The 21664-nt window shown below is 62.7% G+C and carries 24 protein-coding genes, 1 tRNA gene and 2 rRNA genes (1 of these 27 cut by a window edge); 14 read left to right on the plus strand and 13 right to left on the minus strand.

All coding sequences use genetic code 11. From position 1 onward, the window contains the following. Positions 1 to 16 precede the first annotated feature (16 nt). From SPBM01_RS11870 to SPBM01_RS11880, 3 genes are read right to left on the minus strand one after another with little or no spacing between them, the layout of a single operon-like run. Positions 17 to 922, minus strand: a complete 906-nt coding sequence (locus SPBM01_RS11870; protein ID WP_188062024.1) for a pirin family protein — start codon at positions 920 to 922, stop codon at positions 17 to 19. Next, a complete protein-coding gene (locus SPBM01_RS11875; RefSeq protein ID WP_188062025.1) occupies positions 919 to 1383 on the minus strand; it encodes an NUDIX hydrolase in 465 nt (154 codons plus the stop codon). The genes SPBM01_RS11870 and SPBM01_RS11875 overlap by 4 nt, the downstream gene beginning before the upstream one ends. Next, entirely contained in the window at positions 1380 to 1676 is a 297-nt protein-coding gene (locus tag SPBM01_RS11880) for a BolA family protein (protein ID WP_188062026.1), read from the minus strand. Before SPBM01_RS11880 ends, SPBM01_RS11875 begins: the two co-directional genes overlap by 4 nt. 44 nt (positions 1677 to 1720) lie before the next feature. Here SPBM01_RS11880 and SPBM01_RS11885 point away from each other — a divergent pair, with 44 nt between their 5' ends. The 6 genes from SPBM01_RS11885 (at position 1721) to SPBM01_RS11910 (ending at position 7678) form a co-directional block, all read left to right on the plus strand. After that, positions 1721 to 2365 (plus strand): J domain-containing protein, encoded by a 645-nt coding sequence (locus tag SPBM01_RS11885; RefSeq protein WP_188062027.1) that lies wholly within the window; start codon positions 1721 to 1723, stop codon positions 2363 to 2365. 205 nt (positions 2366 to 2570) lie between these two features. Continuing rightward, the gene (locus tag SPBM01_RS11890) at positions 2571 to 3863 is read left to right on the plus strand and encodes an Hsp70 family protein (protein WP_188065688.1); all 1293 of its coding nucleotides are present in this window, start codon (positions 2571 to 2573) and stop codon (positions 3861 to 3863) included. 87 nt (positions 3864 to 3950) lie between these two features. After that, positions 3951 to 4958: a cobaltochelatase subunit CobS gene (gene cobS / locus SPBM01_RS11895; protein ID WP_188062028.1), complete on the plus strand. Its 1008-nt coding sequence runs from the start codon at positions 3951 to 3953 to the stop codon at positions 4956 to 4958. Positions 4959 to 4960: 2 nt separating this feature from the next. Continuing rightward, positions 4961 to 5377: an OsmC family protein gene (locus SPBM01_RS11900; RefSeq protein WP_188062029.1), complete on the plus strand. Its 417-nt coding sequence runs from the start codon at positions 4961 to 4963 to the stop codon at positions 5375 to 5377. After that, on the plus strand, positions 5378 to 7204 hold the full coding sequence (gene cobT / locus SPBM01_RS11905; RefSeq protein WP_188062030.1) for a cobaltochelatase subunit CobT: 1827 nt from the start codon (positions 5378 to 5380) through the stop codon (positions 7202 to 7204). It abuts the gene before it with no gap. A 3-nt stretch (positions 7205 to 7207) separates the two neighbouring features. After that, complete coding sequence (locus SPBM01_RS11910; RefSeq protein ID WP_188062031.1) at positions 7208 to 7678, plus strand: GreA/GreB family elongation factor; 471 nt, start codon at positions 7208 to 7210, stop codon at positions 7676 to 7678. 51 nt (positions 7679 to 7729) lie between these two features. Here the strand turns inward: SPBM01_RS11910 and SPBM01_RS11915 are convergent, their stop codons facing one another. From SPBM01_RS11915 to SPBM01_RS11925, 3 genes are all read right to left on the minus strand, one after another. After that, a complete protein-coding gene (locus SPBM01_RS11915) occupies positions 7730 to 8221 on the minus strand; it encodes a Dps family protein (protein ID WP_188062032.1) in 492 nt (163 codons plus the stop codon). Positions 8222 to 8321: 100 nt separating this feature from the next. Next, complete coding sequence (locus SPBM01_RS11920) at positions 8322 to 8888, minus strand: TMEM165/GDT1 family protein (RefSeq protein WP_188062033.1); 567 nt, start codon at positions 8886 to 8888, stop codon at positions 8322 to 8324. Positions 8889 to 8901: 13 nt separating this feature from the next. Then, positions 8902 to 9228, minus strand: a complete 327-nt coding sequence (locus tag SPBM01_RS11925) for a hypothetical protein (protein ID WP_188062034.1) — start codon at positions 9226 to 9228, stop codon at positions 8902 to 8904. A gap of 225 nt (positions 9229 to 9453) precedes the next feature. On the opposite strand from SPBM01_RS11925, the gene rpmG reads away from it, so the two are divergent. After that, on the plus strand, positions 9454 to 9621 hold the full coding sequence (gene rpmG / locus SPBM01_RS11930) for a 50S ribosomal protein L33 (RefSeq protein WP_043154839.1): 168 nt from the start codon (positions 9454 to 9456) through the stop codon (positions 9619 to 9621). Positions 9622 to 9804: 183 nt separating this feature from the next. On the opposite strand, the gene SPBM01_RS11935 is transcribed toward rpmG, so the two are convergent. Continuing rightward, a complete protein-coding gene (locus tag SPBM01_RS11935) occupies positions 9805 to 11673 on the minus strand; it encodes a PhoX family protein (RefSeq protein WP_188062035.1) in 1869 nt (622 codons plus the stop codon). Positions 11674 to 11965: 292 nt separating this feature from the next. Then, on the minus strand, positions 11966 to 12328 hold the full coding sequence (locus SPBM01_RS11940; protein WP_188062036.1) for a response regulator: 363 nt from the start codon (positions 12326 to 12328) through the stop codon (positions 11966 to 11968). A 76-nt stretch (positions 12329 to 12404) separates the two neighbouring features. On the opposite strand from SPBM01_RS11940, the gene SPBM01_RS11945 reads away from it, so the two are divergent. Genes SPBM01_RS11945 through SPBM01_RS11965 form a run of 5 tightly spaced genes read left to right on the plus strand, consistent with a single transcriptional unit; the run spans position 12405 to position 15623 of the window. Beyond that, a complete protein-coding gene (locus SPBM01_RS11945; RefSeq protein WP_188062037.1) occupies positions 12405 to 12692 on the plus strand; it encodes a DUF3572 domain-containing protein in 288 nt (95 codons plus the stop codon). Continuing rightward, the gene (locus tag SPBM01_RS11950) at positions 12689 to 13345 is read left to right on the plus strand and encodes an HAD family hydrolase (protein ID WP_188062038.1); all 657 of its coding nucleotides are present in this window, start codon (positions 12689 to 12691) and stop codon (positions 13343 to 13345) included. The genes SPBM01_RS11945 and SPBM01_RS11950 overlap by 4 nt, the downstream gene beginning before the upstream one ends. Further along, positions 13342 to 13806, plus strand: coding sequence for a RidA family protein (locus SPBM01_RS11955; RefSeq protein WP_188062039.1), 465 nt, complete (start codon positions 13342 to 13344; stop codon positions 13804 to 13806). The genes SPBM01_RS11950 and SPBM01_RS11955 overlap by 4 nt, the downstream gene beginning before the upstream one ends. Beyond that, a complete protein-coding gene (locus SPBM01_RS11960) occupies positions 13787 to 14497 on the plus strand; it encodes a glycerophosphodiester phosphodiesterase family protein (protein WP_262504137.1) in 711 nt (236 codons plus the stop codon). Before SPBM01_RS11955 ends, SPBM01_RS11960 begins: the two co-directional genes overlap by 20 nt. Next, a complete protein-coding gene (locus SPBM01_RS11965) occupies positions 14490 to 15623 on the plus strand; it encodes a GNAT family N-acetyltransferase (protein ID WP_188062040.1) in 1134 nt (377 codons plus the stop codon). The genes SPBM01_RS11960 and SPBM01_RS11965 overlap by 8 nt, the downstream gene beginning before the upstream one ends. A gap of 50 nt (positions 15624 to 15673) precedes the next feature. Here SPBM01_RS11965 and SPBM01_RS11970 read toward each other — a convergent pair whose 3' ends face one another. After that, positions 15674 to 15970: an SEL1-like repeat protein gene (locus SPBM01_RS11970; RefSeq protein WP_188062041.1), complete on the minus strand. Its 297-nt coding sequence runs from the start codon at positions 15968 to 15970 to the stop codon at positions 15674 to 15676. Between the two features lie 229 nt (positions 15971 to 16199). Here SPBM01_RS11970 and SPBM01_RS11975 point away from each other — a divergent pair, with 229 nt between their 5' ends. Beyond that, positions 16200 to 17468 carry a multidrug effflux MFS transporter gene (locus SPBM01_RS11975; protein WP_188062042.1) on the plus strand — a complete coding sequence of 423 codons (1269 nt, stop codon included), beginning with the start codon at positions 16200 to 16202 and terminating at the stop codon, positions 17466 to 17468. A gap of 67 nt (positions 17469 to 17535) precedes the next feature. Here the strand turns inward: SPBM01_RS11975 and SPBM01_RS11980 are convergent, their stop codons facing one another. Continuing rightward, positions 17536 to 19116, minus strand: a complete 1581-nt coding sequence (locus SPBM01_RS11980; protein ID WP_188062043.1) for an amino acid permease — start codon at positions 19114 to 19116, stop codon at positions 17536 to 17538. Positions 19117 to 19273: 157 nt separating this feature from the next. Here SPBM01_RS11980 and pgeF point away from each other — a divergent pair, with 157 nt between their 5' ends. Next, positions 19274 to 20035 carry a peptidoglycan editing factor PgeF gene (gene pgeF / locus SPBM01_RS11985; protein WP_188062044.1) on the plus strand — a complete coding sequence of 254 codons (762 nt, stop codon included), beginning with the start codon at positions 19274 to 19276 and terminating at the stop codon, positions 20033 to 20035. A gap of 120 nt (positions 20036 to 20155) precedes the next feature. Here the strand turns inward: pgeF and SPBM01_RS11990 are convergent. The 3 genes from SPBM01_RS11990 to SPBM01_RS12000 form a co-directional block, all read right to left on the minus strand. After that, positions 20156 to 20232 (minus strand) — tRNA-Met (locus SPBM01_RS11990). Positions 20233 to 20320: 88 nt separating this feature from the next. Continuing rightward, positions 20321 to 20435 (minus strand): 5S ribosomal RNA (gene rrf / locus SPBM01_RS11995). A gap of 153 nt (positions 20436 to 20588) precedes the next feature. Continuing rightward, positions 20589 to 21664, minus strand: a 23S ribosomal RNA gene (locus tag SPBM01_RS12000); it runs 1724 nt beyond the window's last position.

The raw sequence follows: 21664 nt of genomic DNA on the forward strand, positions 1-21664 counted from the left end.
TGCCCTGCGTGCCAAATCAGGGATAGCTGATCGTCTTGGGGCGGCCCTGCGGGATTGGGATATATTCCTGATCGTCGCCGGGTATCAGCGGAAAGCGCATCGCGTCCCAATCTTCCCGCGCCTGCATCAGGCGGTCGGGGCGGGAGGAGACGAAATTCCACCAGACATGGCGCGGCGTCTTGAACGCTTCGCCGCCGCACAGCACGACGCGGCCACCATCCACGCTCATCAGCGTGGCTTTGGTGCCGGGGCGCAGGACGTAGAGCGTCTGGGGCGTGAGCATCATGCCGTCGAGCGCTGCGTCGCCGCCCGACACATAAATCGCGCGTTCGTCGGCCGACGGGTCGATCGGGATGCGGCCGCCTGGCGACAGCTGAATGTCGGCATAGATGGTCTGGGCATAGGTCGTGACCGGCGAGGTTTCACCCCAGAGCGACCCCATGATGACGCGGGCGCGGGCCTGCCCATCCTCGATCACCGGCAGGCCACCTTCGCCGACATGTTCGAAGGCGGGGTCCATTTCCTCGACTGCATCGGGCAGCGCCAGCCAGGTCTGGATCGCCGAGAGCTTCGAGACTTTCGCACGATCCTCATCCGGCGAACGTTCGGAATGAACGATGCCCTTGCCTGCTGTCATCAGGTTGACCGCGCCCGCCTCGACAATCTGTTCCGTTCCCAGCGAATCGCGGTGGAAGAACGCGCCTTCATACATGTAGGTGACGGTGGCCAAGTTGATATGGGGATGGGGGCGCACGTCGATACCCTGCCCCGCGCCGATCTTTGCCGGACCGGCCTGATCGAAGAAGATGAACGGGCCGACCATGGTGCGACCCCGGCTGGGGAGCGAACGATGGACCTTGAAATCGCCCAAGTCGTGCGTAGTGGGCGCAATCGTCTGGATGACGAGATCGTCTAGGGTCATGCTGCATCCTTTCCAGCGGGCGCGGCGGGCAAGGCGGCCCAGAGCGCGAGGAGATCGGTGGGGAAATAGGGTTCGGGACAATCGGCCAGCTCTTGCGGTGTCCACCAGCGGTGGCTGGTCATGACCTGACGTTCGAGCGCGGTATGGCCATCGAAGCACAGGGCCGCTGCGGGGGGATAGACCGGATAATAGCGTTCCTCCGCATCGACATCGACGCCCTCGATCGTCACGAAGCGGACGTGGCGCGTCGCGACCAGCGGGCCGATGGCGCAGGTGAAGCCGGTTTCTTCGCGCAATTCACGGACCGCCGCCTGTTCGAAACTTTCGCCCGGATCGAGCGCACCGCCCGGCGTCACCCAGAAAGGAGGCCGGTCGTCGGGGGTGAAGCGGAACAATAGCAGGCGGTGCGCGGCGTCCAGCACCAGTAGCCGAGCGGCCGGGCGACGGGGACGTATCGTCATTCGCCGGGTGCGCGTGCCTTGATGGCCAGGGCGTGGACCTTGCCCTGCAACAGGTCGGCCAGAGCCGTGTTGACCAGCCGCTGGCGCGCGACGCGGCTCTGGCCAGTGAAGCGGTCCGACACGATGTCGACGGTGAAATGGCTTTCGCCCGATCCGTCATGCCCGGCATGGCCGCGATGCTTTTCGCTGTCGTCGATCACGGCGAGCTGTTGCGGAGTCAGGGCGTCGCGCAGCAGCGCCTCTATTTCAGTGGCTATTGGTCCCATTGGCGGGTCTTTCACAATCTGGGTCATGGCCCCTATATAGACGCTTTGCCGCGACTTGCATCAGGACAACTTTGTCGACCGACCCTTTCTCTAACCGCCGTTTCAACCGCTTTCATGGCCGGGTGGAAGGCGACCGCCCCTGCTGGGTGGCGGGATGCCCCGAACCGGGCGAGTTCCGCGCGCCGCCAGTGGAAGGCAGCGGCCCGACCAGCGAGGGACCGCGCTGGCGCTGGCTGTGTCTGGAGCATGTGCGGCAGTTTAATCAGGGCTATAATTTCTTCACCGGCATGACCCCGGACGAAATTGCAGCGGCGCAGCGCCCCTATGCCGGGTGGGAGCGGGAGACGCGGGCCTTTTCATCGAACGCGCACAGCCCGTCGCCCAAATGGGCCGACTTCGTCGATCCGCTCGATGCGATCGGCGCGAAGTTCAAGGCGCGGATGGCCAAGGCGCGGGCCGATGCGCAGGTGCGGCAGGTGCGGCAGGTGCGGCAGGTGCGGCAGGATGGTGTGTTCCTGTCGGCGGAGGACCGCAAGGCACTGGACGTAATGGGTCTTGGGATCGACGCGGACCGCAAGGGGCTGCGCACCCGCTACACGGAGTTGCTGCGGCGCTATCACCCCGACCATAATGGCGGCGACCGCAGCCATGAAGGCGCGTTGCAAGGCGTGATCGCCGCCTATGCCCATTTGCGCAAAGCGGCGGCGTTCGCTTGACGCTGGATGTTTACTAACTTCGTCCATATCGCCCATGGCAAGTTCTCAGCACGTCTGACGATAGAAAGGGCCGGTGCGGAGCATGACGGCAAAGCGGGGTGTAGGACAGATACGACCGCCCCTGCTGCCCCCTTGCCGCGATGCGGCGCGGCTGTCATAGCGCGCGGCCCTTTCCCCCGCCCCCTTTCCCGACCGGAGTGATATGATGCAGGACGTGCCGCGCGCGCTGGGCCTAGATTTCGGTACGACCAACAGCGTCGTTGCCATTGCCACGGGCCAGCAGTCCGATCTGGTCGAGTTTTCGGGCGCGCAGGCCACCGGGGCGGTGTTTCGGTCGGCCCTGTGTTTCTGGCATGAGGAAAGCGTCAAGGGCGGGCTGGCGCATGAAGCGGGGCCGTGGGCGATCGCGGAATATATGGAATATCCAGAAGATAGCCGCTTCCTCCAGTCGTTCAAATCGGTTGCGGCCAGCCCGATCTTCGAAAGCGCCAATGTGTTCGAGAAGCGTTACTGGTTCGAGGAATTGGGCGCGATGTTCCTTGAACGGATGGTCGGTCATGCCGGCGGCGCATTGCAGCAAAGGCCCGAACGGATCATCGTCGGGCGGCCCGTCACCTATGCAGGTTCCCGCCCGGACGAGGTGCTGGCGCGCAAGCGATACGACGCGATGTTCGCCGATTTCGGCACCGACATCCATTATGTCTATGAACCGCTGGGCGCAGCGTTCAGCTATGCCAGCCGGTTGACGCAGGCAGCAACGATCCTGGTCGCCGATTTTGGCGGCGGCACCAGCGACTTTTCGATCGTGCGGGTCGAAGCGCCCGGTGCGGCGCGGCGCGCGACGCCGCTGGGTTCGGCGGGCATCGGCATTGCGGGCGACCGTTTCGACTATCGGATCATGGATCGGCTGGTGCTGCCGATGCTGGGCAAGGGTGGCAGTTACCAGTCGTTCGGCAAGACGCTGGAAATACCGCGCAGCTATTTTGCGGACTTTGCCGACTGGTCGCGGCTGGCCCTGATGCGCAACCGGCGGACGATGGAGGAACTTACGCGGTTGCAGAAATCGGCCAATGAACCCGCAGCGATCGGCCGGATGATGACGGTGATCGAAAAGGAGCTGGGCTATCCGCTCTATGATGCGGTGGGGTCGCTCAAGCGGGCGCTGTCGGCGCAGGAAAGTGCCGCGTTCCGCTTCAGCGGCGGCGGGCTGGAGATTGAGACGCAAGTGAGCCGTGCCGATTTCGAGGAGTGGATCGCGCCCGACATTGCGCAGATCGAAATCACCGTGGACAAGGCACTGGCCAAGGCGGGCGTGACGAGTGACGCCATCGACCGGGTGTTCCTGACCGGCGGATCGTCGCTGATTCCCGCGATCCGGGGTATATTCGACGCCCGGTTCGGCGCGGACCGGATTGCGACCGGCGGCGAATTGACGTCGATCGCGCATGGGCTGGCGTTGATCGGGCAGGAAGCCAATCTGGCCGAATGGGCCGCTTGATCCGTTCGTGCGTTGGCCCCACTCTATCGACATGGCCCGAAATTATCGGTTAGGGGCTGGAGTGACTCGCAGGAAGATGATGACCCGATGACTGATATTTCCAACGTCCAGCCCGACACCCGCGCCGAAACGCTGCTGGACGCGCCCGACCGCGAAGTGGATGCGCGCGAGGTTTTCGGCATCGACGTCGATATGAAGATCCCGGCATTCAGCGACGCTGACGAGCGTGTGCCTGACCTTGACCCCGCTTATGTGTTCGATCCCGACACCACGCTGGCGATTCTGGCAGGGTTCGCGTTCAACCGGCGCGTGATGGTGCAGGGCTATCACGGCACCGGCAAGTCGAGCCATATCGAACAGGTTGCCGCGCGCCTGAAATGGCCGTGCATCCGCATCAACCTGGACGCGCATATCAGCCGCATCGACCTGGTCGGGCGCGACGCGATCGTGTTGCAGGACGGGCAGCAGGTGACCCAGTTCAAGGAAGGCCTGCTGCCATGGGCATTGCAGCGCCCGGTCGCTTTGGTGTTCGACGAATATGATGCCGGTCGCCCCGATGTGATGTTTGTCATTCAGCGCGTGCTGGAAACCGACGGCAAGATGACGTTGCTGGATCAGAATAGAGTGATCCGCCCGAACCCCAATTTCCGCCTGTTCGCGACTGCCAATACAGTGGGTCTGGGCGATACGACCGGCCTGTATCATGGCACGCAGCAGATCAACCAGGGGCAGATGGACCGCTGGAATCTGGTGGTGGCGCTGAACTATCTGCCCGCCGCGACCGAGGCGCAGGTGGTGCTGGCCAAGTCGGGCGAATATGATCATGCCGGCGGCCGCAAGGAAGTCGAAAATATGATCAAGGTCGCCGAATTGACGCGGCAGGGCTTCGTCAACGGCGATATTTCGACCGTCATGTCGCCGCGCACGGTCATCAGCTGGGCGCAGAATGCGCTGATCTTCAAAAATGTCGGCTTTGCGTTCCGGTTGAGCTTCCTCAACAAATGCGACGAGGCGGAGCGGGCGCTGGTAGCCGAATATTATCAGCGCGTGTTCGGCAAGGATTTGCCCGAAAGCGTGGCGAGCCGGGCGGTCTGAACATGATCGTCGTCGAGCGGATCGCAGCGGACGGCACCGCGCACAGGATCAGCATCCGGGGGCATGAGATTGTCGCGGATATGGCCGCGCCCGACGGCGATGATGCCGGGCCGGACCCGCATGACCTGTATGATGCGGCGCTGGGCGCGTGCAAGGCAATGACGATGCTGTGGTATGCGCAGCGCAACGACATTCCGGTCGAGGACATTCATGTCGGTGTGGTGCGCGACGCCAGCGGGGAGCGCAACGGCATCTATAAGCTGACGACGCGGATCGCGCTGACCGGGCCGATGAGCGACGAACAGCATGACAGGCTGATCGGCGTGGCGGCGAAATGCCCGGTCCACAAGCTGATGGCGGAAGTAGAAACGCAGATCGAGACGATCGCGGTGCCGCGCACGGGCAACCGGGAAGGCTGAATGACGCAACGTTCCCCCCTGGACGCTTTCAAGGATGTGCTGTCCGGCACGGCGCGCGCGATGACGCGCGACGCCGAAGTGGAGGTGGGCTTTACCGCCGACGCGCCGCATCTGGCGGGCAAGGCGATCAAGGTGCCGACACCGGGGCGGACCCTTCCCGCCGATCAGGTGGCGCTGGCGCGCGGTTTTGCCGATGCTCATGCGCTGAAATTGCGGCATCATAGCGCGAAGATTCACGGTGCTTCGGCGCCGGGCGAGGCGGTAGCGCGCGCGGTGTTCGACGCGGTCGAGCAGGCGCGGGTCGAGGCGATCGGATCGCGGCAGATGGAGGGGGTGCGCGCGAACCTAAACCATGCGCTGGAGCTACGGCTGAAATCCGACGCGATCCGCCGGGCGCGGTCCGCCGACGAAGTGCCTTTGTCCACCGCATTGGCGCTCAAAGTGCGCGAGCGGCTGACCGGCCAGGCAATCCCCAAGGATGTCGCGGCGGGCGTGGCGATGGTCGATCAATGGATCGAGGACAAGGCCGGGCATGATCTGGACGCGCTGGCCATGGCGATCGACGACCAGCGCGCGTTCCAGAAGCTGACCACCACGATGCTGGAGCATCTGCAACTCATCGACGCCGATGTGCCGCCCGATACCGAAGAACCCGAAGCGCAGGATGAGGGTGAGGATCAGGAGGATCAGTCCGAGGACGGCGATTCGGGGCAGGACGAGGCTGGCGACAGCGATGTGAACGCCGAAACCCGCGCCGAGGACCAGGGTGGCGACACCGAGGACGGCGAAACCGAATATAGCGACGAGTTCGACGCCGACAATGATGCGGGCGCGGACGATATGGGGGAGGAAGGCATGATGCCGGTCCGCCCCAATCGCCCCATGTCCGACCTGCCGCCGGGGTTCGATTACAAGGCCTATACCACCAAGCATGACGAGATCGTCACGCCGGAGGAATTGTGCGACGAGGATGAGCTGGTGCGGTTGCGCGGCTTCCTCGACCAGCAACTGGTCAGTTTGCAGGGGGCCGTGACGAAGCTGGCCAACCGATTGCAGCGCCGGTTGATGGCGCAACAGTCGCGGTCGTGGGATTTCGATCAGGAAGAAGGGATGCTGGACGCGGCGCGGCTGGCGCGGATCATCATCGACCCGACCCGGTCGCTGACTTACAAGATCGAGCGCGATACCGAATTTCGCGATACGGTGGTGACGCTGCTGATCGACAATTCAGGTTCCATGCGCGGGCGGCCGATCAGCATCGCGGCGATCAGCGCCGACATCATGGCGCGCACGCTGGAGCGGTGTGGGGTCAAGACCGAGATTTTGGGCTTTACTACGCGGGCGTGGAAGGGCGGACAGGCGCGTGAGCAATGGCTGGGCGCGGGGCGTCCGCCAATGCCGGGGCGGCTCAACGACTTGCGCCATATCGTTTACAAGAAAGCGGACGATCCGTGGCGGCGGGCGCGCAAGAATCTGGGCCTGATGATGCGCGAAGGCTTGCTCAAGGAAAATATCGACGGCGAGGCTTTGTTGTGGGCGCATAGCCGTTTGATCGCGCGGACCGAGGAGCGGCGCATCCTGATGGTGATTTCGGACGGCGCGCCGGTGGATGACAGCACCCTGTCAGTCAATAGCGGCACCTATCTGGAACGGCATTTGCGGCAGGTGATCGATTGGATCGAGAACAGGTCGCCGGTGCAACTGGTCGCCATCGGCATCGGCCATGACGTGACGCGCTATTACAAGCGCGCGGTGACGATCATGGACGCCGAGCAGCTGGGCGGGACTATGGTGGAGCAGTTGGCCGGGCTGTTCGATGAGGATTAGGCCATGAGCGTCGCCTTTCGTCGCGAGGGCGATGATGAGCATATGGAGCCGAAGTTCGAGTTGCCGATTCCGCCCGGTCCCAATTGGGTGACGGCGCGGGGGTTGCGGTTGACGCGGGAACGGCTGGACGCGCTGGAGGCAGTCGATGTCGGCGCGATGGACGAGGATGCGGGCAAGAAGCACAAGCGGGTCGTGCGTTACTGGCGGACGCGGCTTTCCACCGCCGAATTGCGGCCTGCGCCCGACGGCGAGACGGTCGCGTTCGGGTGCGCGGTAACGTACCGGCTGAACGGGCGGGAAAAGATGGTCGCGCTGGTCGGTGATGATGAGGCGGACCCGGCGGAGGGACGGATCAGTTTTTCATCGCCGCTGGCCCGCGCGATGATGGGGGCGGAGGTCGGCGAGCGTGTCGATTTCGCCGGGAAGGACGAGGCGGTCGAGATCGTGGCGATTGGCCTGAACGACGAAGCCTAGAGCAAAAAAAGCCCCCCGGTTTGCGCCGGAGGGCTTTTTTGCTGGCTGGCTTTAAGCGCCCCGACCTGCTTCGAACAGGAACCAGGCGCGCTGTTCGGCCTGATCGGTCCAGTCATCGACAATGCCTTCGGTTGCATTGTCACCCGCTTCGGTCGCCGCGGCCTTTACCGCGCGGAAGGTTTCGACCAGCGCCAGATTGTCGTCACGCAATTCCTTGAGCATGTCAGTGGGGCTGACGAAATCGGCGTCATTGTCGGTCAGGCTTTGATGACGGGAAATATCGCCGATCGAGCGCAGCGTGACATTGCCGGTCTTGCGCACCCGTTCTGCGATCAGGTCGGTCGTGGCGAGGATTTCGGTGGCCTGTTCATCGAACATCAGATGATAGTCGCGGAAATGCGGGCCGGAGACGTGCCAGTGGAAATTCTTGGTCTTCAGGTACAGCGCATAGCTGTCCGCCAGCGCGCCGTTGAGCGCCTGCGCGACGGACTTGGTGGCGTTGCTTTTAAGGTCGGTCGGGGTCTTTAGGTCGGGGGCGGTCATATATGTCCTCCTGTTGGGCGGAATTGGTTTCGGACATATAATGATCGACCGTCAAGAAGGTGCCACGCAAAAAGCCGATCAGCCTGATGGATGAAAGCGATCAGAGCAGGGCAAGCGCCGAGAGGGCCATGATGCCGCCGGTCAGCAGCAGCAGCGCCCCGCCGACGATGCGGATGGCGCGCAGCGGCAGCACGGCCAGCAGCCGGTCGCGCAGCAGCACGACCGGCACCAGCGCGGCCATCACGCCGATCGCGCCGCCGATGCCCGCCAGCAGCGGATCGCCGGTACGAGTGGCGATGCCCAGGATCAGAAATTGCGGGCCGTCGCCAAAGCCCAGGATGAACAGGCCAAGCGCCGTCGTGAGGAAAGCGCCGGTGGGCCAGCCGGTGAGCATGTCGGGTGCCTTGACCGGCCAGAGCAGGCCAGCGCCCAGGAACAGGACCGAGAGGGCAAGGAACAGCAGGCGGGCGTCCGCGCCCATCATCGGGCCGATCCATGCGCCCGCAGCGGCGGAGATGGCCGCGTTGGCGATGGCCGCGACGGCAATGCCCGCGATTACCGCGCCATTGCGGTTGTATCGGGTGGCGAGCGCGAGGACGAGCAACTGGCTCTTGTCGCCGATTTCGCCCAGCAGAGCGCCGATGAGGGCAAGCAGCAGGGCGTCCATCGGCGGCGTGGTGTCAGGCGCGCAGGGCTGTAACGGACGCGGGCGGCGTGCGCGCGACCATCGGCATGATGTCGGCCATGGGCATGTCCGCCGCAATCGCATCGCGCAGCAGGTCGAGATAGGACAGCACCACCGGGCCAAGGCCATGGAGGCAGAGCGCCGATTCGAGCGTGCCGGCAAGCCCCTCTACCGTATCGAGGCCAAAAGCGCGGGCGGTGTGGCGAATCTGGTCGACTTCGTCGGTCAGGCGCATGACCGACAGATGGCCGCGCTGATTCGCCAGCCCATCGACCCGGCGCATCAGGTCGGCCAATATCGCCAGCATCGGATCATGTCGCATGGGAAGCCCTTCCCTGTCATAAGCTAGAGCCGCGATCATGCGCGCGCAGGGTTAAGGGCGCGTAAACTGGACCATCGGCACGCTGCTTTTCACGGCCCTGCTTTGACCCCAACTCTTGACATAAGGGCGAATCTGCCCCAAGGGCGACCGCTGAAACGGGGCGGTCCTGACTTTTTGCGGGCCGCTCTTACTTTTTTAGTCATTCACGTCCGGGGACACAAGGCCATGGCCAAGCCAGCAACTGTCAAGATTCGCCTCGTCAGCACCGCTGACACCGGCTTCTTCTACGTCACCAAGAAGAACCCGCGCACCAAGACCGAGAAGTTCAGCTTCAACAAGTACGACCCCGTCGTGCGCAAACATGTCGAGTTCAAGGAAGCCAAGATCAAGTAAGCCGCAGCGGGGCAGACGCCCCGCGCGCCTGATCGGTTTTCGCGACAACAGCAAAAGGCCCGTCCCCTGCCAGGGAACGGGCCTTTTGCTGTTGGGTTGCGTGGAAATTAGAGTGAGAGCGTGAACATCACACTCCCACCCCAACCCCTCCCCTGAAGGGGAGGGGCATTTATCACAGCTCGATCAGGCGCCGACCGGCTGGCTGTCGGTGCGACGGACCACGATGGTGGACGAGCGGGGCTGTTGCCCCGACACTGGCCAATTGCCCGTGGGATGCTGGATATTGACGAAGAAGGTCGTCAGGTCCGGCGTGTAGGCAAGGCCGGTGATTTCGCACCCGACCGGGCCGACCAGGAAGCGTTTGGACTGTTTGGTGGTCTGGTCGATGTAGAACATCGCATTATGGCCGAACACCTGGTCGATGGTCCGCCCGGCCACGCCCGAATTGCCCGGCACGCTATGGTCGGTCTGAACCCACAGGCGACCCTTGGGATCGATGCGGATGCCGTCGGGGCTGGAGAAGGTGTCGCCGTTGATGTTGCCGACAAGGTTGCTGCCGCCCGATGCCAGCGAGGGATCGCCCGCCAGCAGGAAGATTTCCCAGCTGAACTTGGTGGCGAGCGGCGAGTTGCCCTCTTCCTTGAACTTGATGATGTGGCCGTGCAGGTTGGTGACGCGCGGATTGGGGGTATCCACCACGCGGCGGCCGCTATTGTTGGTCAGCGTCACGAAGATGGCGCTGTTGTCAGGCGCGACCGTGATCCATTCGGGGCGATCCATGATGGTGCCGCCCGCAACCCGTGCCGCCGACGCGCATTTGATCAGCACATCGGCCTGAGTGGCGAAAACAGCGGCGGTGGGCGCGGCAGGCGTCACGCTCTGGCTGCTGCTGGTGCCAGGATCGGACGCGGTGGCGGTCAGGCCGTTCTGACCCTGCACCAGAGCGCGCCATTCGCCGGTGCCGTCCGCGTTGAAGCGGGCGACATAGAGCGTGCCATAGTCAAGCAGGTTGGTGTTCGCCGCGCGGTTGGACATGCTGTAGGCGCTGTCGGGGATGAATTTATAGATGCAGCCCGGCGTCGAATCGTCCCCCATGTAAAAAGCGACGCGGCGGTCGCTATTGGCCATATAGGCCGTGTTTTCATGGCTGAAGCGGCCCATGGCGGTGCGCTTGGTCGGGGCGGCGAGTTCCAGATAGGGATCGATTTCGACCACCCAGCCATAGTTGGTGGCAGGCTGGGTCGGGTCGAGATAATTGTCGGTCGTTTCCTCGCAGGTGAGGTAGGTGCCCCAGGGGGTGCGGCCCGACGCGCAATTGTTGAGCATCCCCTTGATCGTGCCGGACAGCAAGCCCGCAGCGGGACCGCCCGCGCGATAGCTGCTGTTGCCGGTGTAACGCTTGTTGAAGCGCGAACCGGCTTTCACGGCCCATTTGCCGTCGCTGCCCTTGGCGATTTCGACCACACCGATGCCAACAGCCGACAGGGCGACCGCCTTCTGTTCGGCCGTCGCGGTCGCAGCATTATAGGTGCCGGACATCAGGATGTTGAAATCGGGATACTCGAAATTGAGGGCCAGAAGGCCGCCGGTGTTGGCATCCGTGCCGGACAGTTCGAAATATTCCATGCCGTCATGATTGCCGCCTGCCCATTTTTCGGCATCGGCCGCGCTGGGGAAGCTGCCCGAATAGGGGGTGCCGGTTTCGACCGAATCGCCAGCCTTGAGCAGCACGTCGACAGTGTAGCCGGTTGGCACGGTGACGGTGTCGTTCATGTTGGCCGCGACCGATGCGAAGTTGATCGCATAGCTGGGCGCTGGCGTGGGTGTCGGGGTTGGCGTGGGCGACGGGGTTGCCGCGTCGCTGTCGTCATCACCACAAGCAGCCAGCGTGCCGAGCATCGGCAGGATCGACAGACCCATCAGGCCGTTCTTGAGCACCGAGCGGCGGCCCGGATTGGCGGCGACCAGCGCTTCAAGGCTGTTGCCTTCGCCGGAAATCATGGACTGCGCATCGCGATAGGGCGCGCGCGCGTCATCGGTGAGATGAGACATGGATAATACCCCTGTGCTTTTTCAGGCTGTCGGCCAAATGCCGCGCCCTTCGCAGCGGCGGGGTGGCACAGGGGAATGACGGGCAGACGGCACAACCGGGTCGGACGCATGAAAGAGATGTGACACGGCCATGACGGTCATGCTTTTTGAGATGTGCTGACGCACATGCGTGCCGCACCGGCCCTCTCCCCCACCAGGCCACCCACAGAATATCTTGGATAGGCGGCCGGGTGGGGGAGAGGGCCAGTGCGACCTTCCAAATTCTCCATTCTGCGGAATTTCAAACGGTCGGTCAGAGCAGCGCGTTTACCTGCTCCACGAAACGCAGCACCGAAATGGGTTTCGACACATAGGCCTGCGCGCCGGCTTCGCGAATCCGGTCCTCATCCCCCTTCCCCGCATAGGCGGTGACGGCCATGATCGGGACGGCGGACAGGCGATCGTCGGCTTTCAGGGAAATGATGAGGTCCAGGCCACTGACATGGGGCAGGTGGATGTCGGTAATGACAAGGTCGGGCAGGAAGTCGCGCGCCTGCGCCAGCACGTCGCGCCCGTCACGCAGCGGCAGCACCTCATGCCCGTGGGCGCGCAGCAGGTCGCAAAAAAGTTTGAGATTGAGTTCGTTGTCCTCGACAACGAGCACGCGCTTTGCCACCAGTCACCCGTTCTGAAAAATACGCCCGATGAAAGCGCGCCGGACTGGCCGCCGCTTCCCCTGCCGAGAACCGATCATGCGACCCGACACCCATAATGGCAAGACAGATAGCGGGACGGACGCCATGACTTTGGCGCTGATGGCGCTGGGGTGGATATTGGCCGACGGGCCAAGGGCCGAGCGTTTGCTGGCGCTGACCGGCATGGATGCCGACAGTTTGCGCGACGGGATAGAGCAGCCTGCGATATTGGGGGCGATGTTGGGCTTTCTGGCCGATCATGAGCCAGACCTGATTGCGTGTGCCGACGCAATCGGCAGCACGCCCGCCGGGTTGATCGCCGCAAAGGAGAGATTGAGCGCATGACCCGTCCCCTGATCATCACCGATTGCGACGAGGTGCTGTTGCACATGGTCGTGCCGTTCCGAGCCTGGCTCGAGGAACATCATGATGTGCATTTCGACATGCGCGAACGAGGTTTTGCCGAAGCGTTGCGCCACAAGGATAGCGGGCTGGTGGTCGAGCGCGAGCAGGTGTGGGCGCTGCTGATCGGCTTTTTCGATACGGAAATGCACCGGCAGGCGCCGATCACCGGCGCGGTCGCGGCACTGGGGCGGCTGAGCGCAGTGGCCGACATCGTCGTGCTGACCAACATCGGCGAGCGGCATCATCAGGGCCGTGTGGAACAACTGGCGAGCCATGGGCTGGACCTGCCGGTCCATTGGAACAGCGGTCCCAAGGGACGGCCGCTGGCGAAGATCGTCGAAGAACGCCAGCCCGGCGTCGCGCTGTTCATCGACGATCTGGCCGAACATCATGAATCGGTGGCGCGTCATGCGCCGGGCGTGTGGCGGCTGCATATGGTGGGCGAGCCGGAGATTGCGGGCGAAGTGCCTGACGCACCCCATGCCCATGCGCGGATAGACGCATGGGACGCGGCCGAACGCTGGATCGCCGCGCGATTGGCGGACGGACCGGCGCCCAACCCTGTTTCCCAAGATGATGGAGTGTTTTCATGAGCATCGATGCCCGCCTTGCCGAACTCGGCATCACCCTGCCCCAGCCTGTCGCCCCGGTCGCGGCCTATGTGTCAAGCGTGGAAGCGGGCGGGATGCTGCATATTTCCGGGCAGATTTCGCTGGGCGCGGACGGGTTGATGACCGGACGGCTGGGCGAGGATCGCGATCTGGACTATGGCGTAGCGGCGGCGCGGATATGCGGCCTGAACCTGATCGCGCAGATGAAGGCGGCGCTGGGGTCGCTCGACCGGGTGGAGCGGGTCGTGAAGCTGGGCGCGTTCATCAGCAGCGCGCCGTCCTTCACCGACCAGCCCAAGGTCGCCAATGGCGCGTCCGAGTTGATGGCCGATGTGTTCGGCGAAGCGGGCAAACATGCGCGCAGCGCGGTGGGCGTGCCGGTATTGCCGCTGGGTGCGGTGGTGGAAATCGATGCGATAATTCTTGTCCGGCCCGCGACCTGATCTGGACTGGCTGACCGCCCGCCCCTTTGCCCATCGCGGGTTGCATGGGGCGGGTGTGAGCGAGAACGGTATGGCGGCGTTCGACGCCGCCATCGCCGCCGGATTCGGCATCGAATGTGATGTGCGGGCAAGCCGGGATGGCGTGGCGTTCGTGCATCATGACCGGGCGTTTGGCGACAGCGACATGGACAGTTGTGACGCAAAAAACGTCGCGCGCCATCGGCTGGCGGACGGGGACGAAATTCCCCGGCTGGCCGCGGTTCTGGCGCGCTGCCCGGCGGACTGGCCGTTGCTGGTGGAGATCAAGGCGGAAGGGTGGCGCGTCGCGCCGGTGTGTCGCGCGGTGATGCACGACCTGACCGGACACACGCCGGGATCGACTGCTATCATGTCATTTAACCCATTGATATGTAAGTGGTTTTCCGACCATATGCCGCATATTCCGCGCGGATTGATCCTGACGCGGCGGGGCAAGGCGAAAGTGCGGGCGGATGGCGAATCGGCCCTTGCGCTTTGGTGGGCGAAACCCGATTTCCTGGCTTGTGATATTGATGACCTGCCATCGCCGCTATCCGTCCGCGCCCGTGCGCAGGACATGCCCGTGCTGAGCTGGACCGTGCGTAGCGCGGCAGAACGGGCGCGCGCGGCGCTTCATGCCGACCAGATCATATTCGAGGCTGAACATGACTGATGTGTCGGCACGCCTGCTGGCCGGTGTCGCTGACGTGCCGCGCGATCAGTGGGATGCGTGTGCCGGTGGTGGCAATCCGTTTGTCAGCTGGGATTTCCTGAGCGCGCTGGAACAATCGGGCAGCGTGGGCGAAGGGACCGGCTGGCAACCCCTGCCATTGGTGATCGACGGCGCGGACGGGCGGATCGCCGCCGCCGCGCCGCTCTATGCCAAGAGCCATAGCCAGGGCGAATATGTGTTCGACCATGGCTGGGCCGATGCATGGGAACGGGCAGGCGGGCGCTATTATCCCAAGATCCAGATCGCCGCGCCCTTCTCACCCGTTCCCGGTCCCCGGCTGTTGCTGCGCGATGCGGCCATGGCCCCGGCGCTGATCGCGGGGATCGAGACGCTGGTGGAGCGCAACCGCCTGTCGTCCGCCCATGCCACTTTCATCGCGGCGGACGAGGTGGCGTTGTTCGAGGCGGCAGGCTGGCTGATCCGCGAAGATAGCCAGTTTCACTGGACCAACCGGGGCTATGGCGATTTTGCCGATTTCCTGGCCGACCTGTCGAGCGAGAAGCGCAAGAATATCCGCAAGGAACGCGCCCGCGCGGTCGAAGGGCTGGACATCGTCCACCTGACCGGCAGCGACCTGACCGAGGCGCATTGGGACATATTCTGGGAATTTTATCAGGATACCGGCGCACGAAAATGGGGGCAGCCCTATCTGACGCGGGCATTTTTTTCGCTGCTGGGCGAAAGAATGGCCGACAAGATATTGCTGATTCTGGCGCTGCGCGACGGGCGGGCGATCGCAGGGGCGCTCAACATGATCGGCGCGGATGCGCTATACGGGCGCTATTGGGGCTGCAATGCGGAGGTGCCGAACCTGCATTTCGAGCTTTGCTATTATCAGGCGATCGACATCGCGATCGCGCGCGGCCTGAGCCGTGTCGAGGCAGGCGCGCAGGGCGGCCACAAGCTGGCGCGCGGCTATGCGCCGGAACCGACATGGTCGGCGCACCATATTCCAGACCCCGGATTCCGTCGGGCCGTCGCCGATTTTCTGGCGGCCGAACGGCGCGGGGTGCAGCAGGACCGGCAATGGCTGGTCCAGCGGACGCCCTTCAAGAAGGGCGAATGAGGATAGGGTAAGGCCGCGAGAATCAGGCGGCCGGGATCAGGCCGCGGAGATCAGGCGGCTCTGGCCTGCGTCGTGACGATCCAGGCGCGGGCCTGACGCTGGGCTTCCGCGATTTCGCGGGCGGTCATTTCCTCGGCGATTTCGGCGCGCATCGACTGGCCCTGTTCGCTGCCGCCAAGAGCCGCGAGATTGAACCATTTATGGGCTTCGATAAAGTCGACCGGCATACCGCCCGTGCCGCAGCTATAGGCGACGCCCAGATCGAAGCAGGCCTCTGCCGACCCACATGCCGCCTGCGACAGGCGGCTTTCCATCAAAAACTGTGCGCTCTTACTACTATTGCCCATGATCTGCTTTCCTTGTCCCGTCTAATGCAATGGATATCGACCTTATGCTTTTCCACGAGGGACAGACTGGACCGGCGGCTGTAAAAAAATGGTTAACGCGCTTTGGCGACAATATAGAAAAATCATCGCTAATCTGCGGGCGGAGACAGTTAACGGGTTGCCGCACACCAAAGGACAGTTGCAGATAAGGCACTGGCATCGGCGCGTCATTATCCCCATAGCCGCGTGCATGACGCAATTTACGCCCGCCAGCCCCCCGCTAGCCCGCAAGGACATCCAGTTCCGCGAATTCGTGCTGCTGTGCGCCTGCCTGATGGCGATGAACGCATTGTCGATCGACCCGATGCTGCCCGCATTGCCCGCGATCGGCCGTGATCTTGCCATTCCCCATCCCAACGACCGGCAGCTGATCATCAGCGTCTATTTTCTGGGGCTGGGAATCGGGTCGTTGCTGTTTGGCGTATTGTCCGACCGTTATGGCCGTAAAAAGGTGTTGGGCAGCGCCATGGTGCTGTTCATATTGTCATCCGTTGCGTGCGCGGGCGCGCAGAGTTTCCCGATGATGCTGGCGGGCCGGGCGTGCGCGGGTTTCTTTGCCGGGGCGAGCCGGGTGATTACCGTGGGCATCATTCGCGACCGTTTTCGCGGCGACGCGATGGCGCGCGTCATGTCGCTGATCTTTGCCGTGTTCATGCTGATCCCGGTGATGGCTCCCAGTTTCGGGCAGGCGATATTGTGGATCGCGCCGTGGCGCTGGATCTTTTGGGCGCTGGCGATATTGGCGACTGCCGTCCTGCTGTGGATGATGGTGCGGATGCCCGAAACGCTGATGCCCGAAAACCGGACGCGGATTACCCCGCGCGCGCTGATGGCCACGGTAAAACAGATCATGCGAACGCGCAGTTCGATCGGCTATATGCTGGCAAGCGGCGTCGTTATGGGGGGGCTGATCGGCTTCATCCTGTCAGTGCAGCAGATTTTCTTCGACATTTTCAAAGCCGAACATTTCTTCCCGATCGCCTTTGCCTGCATCGCGGGCAGCATGGGGATAGGCAGTCTGGTCAATAGCCGCCTCGTCTCCCGCTTTGGCGCGCGGCGATTGAGCCAGGGCGCGCTGATTGCGCTGATCCTGATCGCGATCGTCCATTTGGGGATCATCTGGGCCGGGTGGGAAACGATCGTCACCTTCATGGTGCTTCAGGCGCTGACCATGGTGACGGTTGCCTTTACCGCGTCCAATTTCAGCGCGATTTCGATGGAGCCTTTTTCCAAAGGGGCAGGCGTCGCATCCTCTTTTCAGGCGTTCCTGACCACCGCGCTGTCGAGCGCGCTGGGCAGCATCGTCGGCCGCGCCTTCAATGGCACGACATTGCCGCTGACGCTTGGGCTGGCCGTGTTCGGGACGCTGTCATTCCTGATCCTGTTGTGGGCGGAACGGGGGCGAATGTTCACCCGGCCCCATCATGCCGGTTTGCGCGATGTCGAAATGATGCACTGAAACGATCGGGGAGACGATCGCGCTACAATAAAAAAGGGGCGGTTTCCCGCCCCTTTTTTGTGTCCGATCAGGCGTCCTGCCCGCCCGGCGTATGCGCGCCGGGTAGCGGCGGCACCGGCTGGGGCGGAATGCCATCAGCATATTCCGGCACATCATCCACCCCGCGTCCGACATGGCTGCGGCTTCGGCTGTAGCCGAAATAGACCAGCAGACCGACGCTGGCCCACCCCACGAACATCAGCTTGGTTTCGACGCCCAGGCTCCAGAACAGATACATGCAGCCCAGAATGGCGATGGGCGCCGTGACCATGATCGCCGGGGTGCGGAAGGGACGCTTGCGCGAGGGATCGGTGCGACGGAGCACCATCACGGCGATCGACACGGCGGCAAAAGCGAACAGCGTGCCGGAGTTGGAGATGTCCGCCAATATGCCGACCGGGAAGAAGGCCGCGAACAGCGCAACGAATATGCCGGTCAGGATGGTGATGACATGGGGCGTCTTGAAAGTAGGATGCACCTTCGAAAACACAGCGGGGAGCAGGCCGTCACGGCTCATGACGAAGAAGATGCGGGTCTGGCCGAACATCATCATCAGGATGACCGATGGCAGGGCAAGGCCAGCGGCCAGGCCGAGCAGGTTGCCGATCTGGGGCCAACCGATTTCACGCAGGGTCCAGGCCAGCGCTTCCTTCGAGCAGGTGACGGCTTCGGTGCCTGCTGCGGCGAGGGCAGCGCATTGCTGCGACAGGGCAGTGGAGCCGGGTGCGAGCGCAATGCCGCCCTGGGCAATGGCGATGCCGCCCTGCGTCACGGGTTGCGCCCCGACGGTGCCGATGACGCCAGCGGCGACCAGCATGTAGAAGATGGTGCAGATGGCCAGCGATCCGATCAGGCCAATCGGCATGTTGCGCTGGGGATTTTTGGTTTCTTCAGCGGCGGTCGAAACAGCGTCGAAGCCGACATAGGCGAAGAAGATGGAAGCCGCCGCCGCCGAGATGCCGGAGAAGCCGAGCGGCGCGAAGGGCGTGAAATTCTCCATCTGGATGACGGGGAGAGCGAGGACGACGAACAGCGTGAGCGCCGCGACCTTGATCGCGACGAGGACGGCATTGACGGCCGCACTTTCCTTCGTACCGATGACCAGCAGCCAGGTGACCAGCGCCGCGATCAACATCGCGGGCAGGTTGACCACGCCGCCGTCGAACGGCCCGCGCGTGAGCAGATCGGGTATGTCGAGATGGAATGTATGTTCGATCAGGCCGACGACATAGCCGGACCAACCGACCGATACGGCGCCCGCCGCGACGGCATATTCCAGAATGAGCGCCCAGCCCACCATCCAGGCGATCAGTTCGCCCATCACGGCATAGCTATAGGTGTAGGCCGAACCGGATACCGGCACCATGGCGGCCATTTCGGCGTAGCAGAGCGCGGCCACGGCGCAGACGAAACCGGCGATGATGAAGGACATCATCATGCCCGGCCCGGCCTTTTGCGCGGCTTCGGCGGTCAGCACGAAAATGCCGGTGCCGATGACTGCGCCGATGCCGAGCATCGTCAGCTGAAACGCGCCCAGCGAGCGCGTTAGCGATTTCTTTTCGGCCGTCGCCAATATGGCGTCGAGTGACTTAACGCGCCCGAATATCATGGATGGAAACCCTTTTATCTTTCGATCTTTTGCCCTGGCGGACGAACGATGCCGTTCCGCTTGCCTATGGTGCAGGAGACTATCGCCTAATCGCGCGCGCGCAAGTATGTTGCGTCTTTGCGACCTGCCCGGCGAGTGGCGGCATAAGGAAATGACGATGATCGAGTTGCTGCGGGCGCCAGGCCTGCATGATGTGCCGCATGGTTTTGCGGGACGACGCGGCGGGGTTTCCCGCGGGATTTATGCCGGGTTGAATGTCGGACTTGGGTCGCAGGATGATCGGGCTGCCGTGCTGCATAATCGCGAATTGGCGCGGGATTCGGTAATGCCGGGCGCAACGCTGGTGACTGTGCATCAGGTGCATTCGGCCGATGTGGTGACTGTGTCGGCGGCGGTCGGCGCGGGGGATCGGCCGGCAGCCGATGCGATGGTAACGGATCGGCCCGGACTGTTGCTGGCTATTTTGACGGCGGATTGCGTGCCTGTCTTGTTTGCTGATCGGGCGGCGGGTGTGGTGGGTGTGGCACATGCGGGCTGGAAGGGGGCGCTTGGCGGCGTGACCGACGCGACGATTGCGGCGATGGAAGCGCTGGGCGCGCGGCGGGATCGGCTGCGCTGTGCGATCGGACCGTGCATCGCGCGAAGTTCCTATGAGGTGGGACTTGATTTTGCGGAGCGTTTCGAGCGGGCGGACGCGGGCAATGCGCGTTTTTTTGCGGCGGGACGTGCGGGGCATGTGCAGTTCGACATTGCGGCCTATGTGGCGTCGCGACTGGTCGATGCGGGGGTTGCCGATGTGGATTTGATGGAGGAGGACACCTATGGGCAGGCGGATCGCTTTTTCAGCTATCGGCGGTCGTGCCATTTGGGCGAGGCGGATTATGGGCGTCAGGTTTCGCTGATTGGTGTGGCCGGGTGATGTGCGTTGGACATTAAAAAACCCCGCTGTTTGGGCGGGGTTGTGTTTGGTGTTCTGGATCCCCGCCTTCGCGGGGACAATGCAAAGCCTAAGCTCACTACGTTCGCTCATGCTTTGCATTGGTTGCGGGAGTAGGATTTGAACCTACGACCTTCAGGTTATGAGCCTGACGAGCTACCGGGCTGCTCCATCCCGCGATACCAACGGTAAAAGGGCGACCTTTTGGGTCGCCCTTTTAAGAACAAGTGAATGGGTTTTTGTGTCCTGATATGCGCGTGCTTCAATGCCTGGCGACGCCCTACTCTTCCAGTGCTTGAGCAATAGTACCATCGGCGCAGTCAGGTTTCACGGCCGAGTTCGGGATGGGATCGGGTGGGTCACAGACGCTATGGTCACCAAGCAATGAAGCAGGCGCATATAAGGGGGTTTTAATCGATACCGTGCACGGTGTTTTTGTAATTCATCTAGCTGGCTTAACAACCGACCATGTTCTGACGGCCTGTTTCCAGGGCTGTCATTGATGGTGGGACTCTGCGGTTCATTGCTGAACCGTTTAAGCGCGAATAGGACAATTAGTATCGGTTAGCTTCATGGATTACTCCACTTCCACATCCGATCTATCAAGGTCGTGGTCTTCGACCGTCCTAAGAAATCTTATCTTGAGGGAGGCTTCCCGCTTAGATGCTTTCAGCGGTTATCCCGTCCATACATAGCTACCCTGCTGCGCCACTGGCGTGACGACAGGTACACCAGAGGTATGTTCAACCCGGTCCTCTCGTACTAGGGTCAACTCCTCTCAAATTTCGACGCCCACGGCAGATAGGGACCAAACTGTCTCGCGACGTTCTGAACCCAGCTCACGTACCACTTTAATTGGCGAACAGCCAAACCCTTGGGACCTGCTCCAGCCCCAGGATGTGATGAGCCGACATCGAGGTGCCAAACGATTCCGTCGATATGAGCTCTTGGGAATCATCAGCCTGTTATCCCCGGCGTACCTTTTATCCGTTGAGCGATGGCCCTTCCACGAGGGACCACCGGATCACTATGACCGACTTTCGTCTCTGCTCGACTTGTCAGTCTCGCAGTCAGGCGGGCTTATGCCATTGCACTCTAACAGACGGTTTCCAACCGTCCTGAGCCCACCATCGCGCGCCTCCGTTACTCTTTAGGAGGCGACCGCCCCAGTCAAACTACCCACCACAGAGGGTCCCTGCACCGGATAACGGTGCGAGGTTAGACATCAGAAAACAGCAGGGTGGTATTTCACCTATGGCTCCACATCAACTGGCGTCGATGCTTCAAAGCCTCCCACCTATGCTACACAGCTCTTTCCTAATGCCACTCTGAAGTTGCAGTAAAGGTGCACGGGGTCTTTCCGTCTAACCGCGGGTACTCCGCATCTTCACGGAGAATTCAATTTCGCTGAGCATATCCTGGAGACAGTGGGGAAGTCGTTACGCCATTCGTGCAGGTCGGAACTTACCCGACAAGGAATTTCGCTACCTTAGGACCGTTATAGTTACGGCCGCCGTTTACCTGGGCTTCAATTCAGTGCTTGCACACCTCCTCTTAACCTTCAGGCACCGGGCAGGCGTCAGGCCCTATACGTCGTCTTGAAGCCGACTT

Origin of the sequence: Sphingobium sp. KCTC 72723, assembly GCF_014280435.1 — a bacterium.
Taxonomy (GTDB): domain Bacteria; phylum Pseudomonadota; class Alphaproteobacteria; order Sphingomonadales; family Sphingomonadaceae; genus Sphingobium.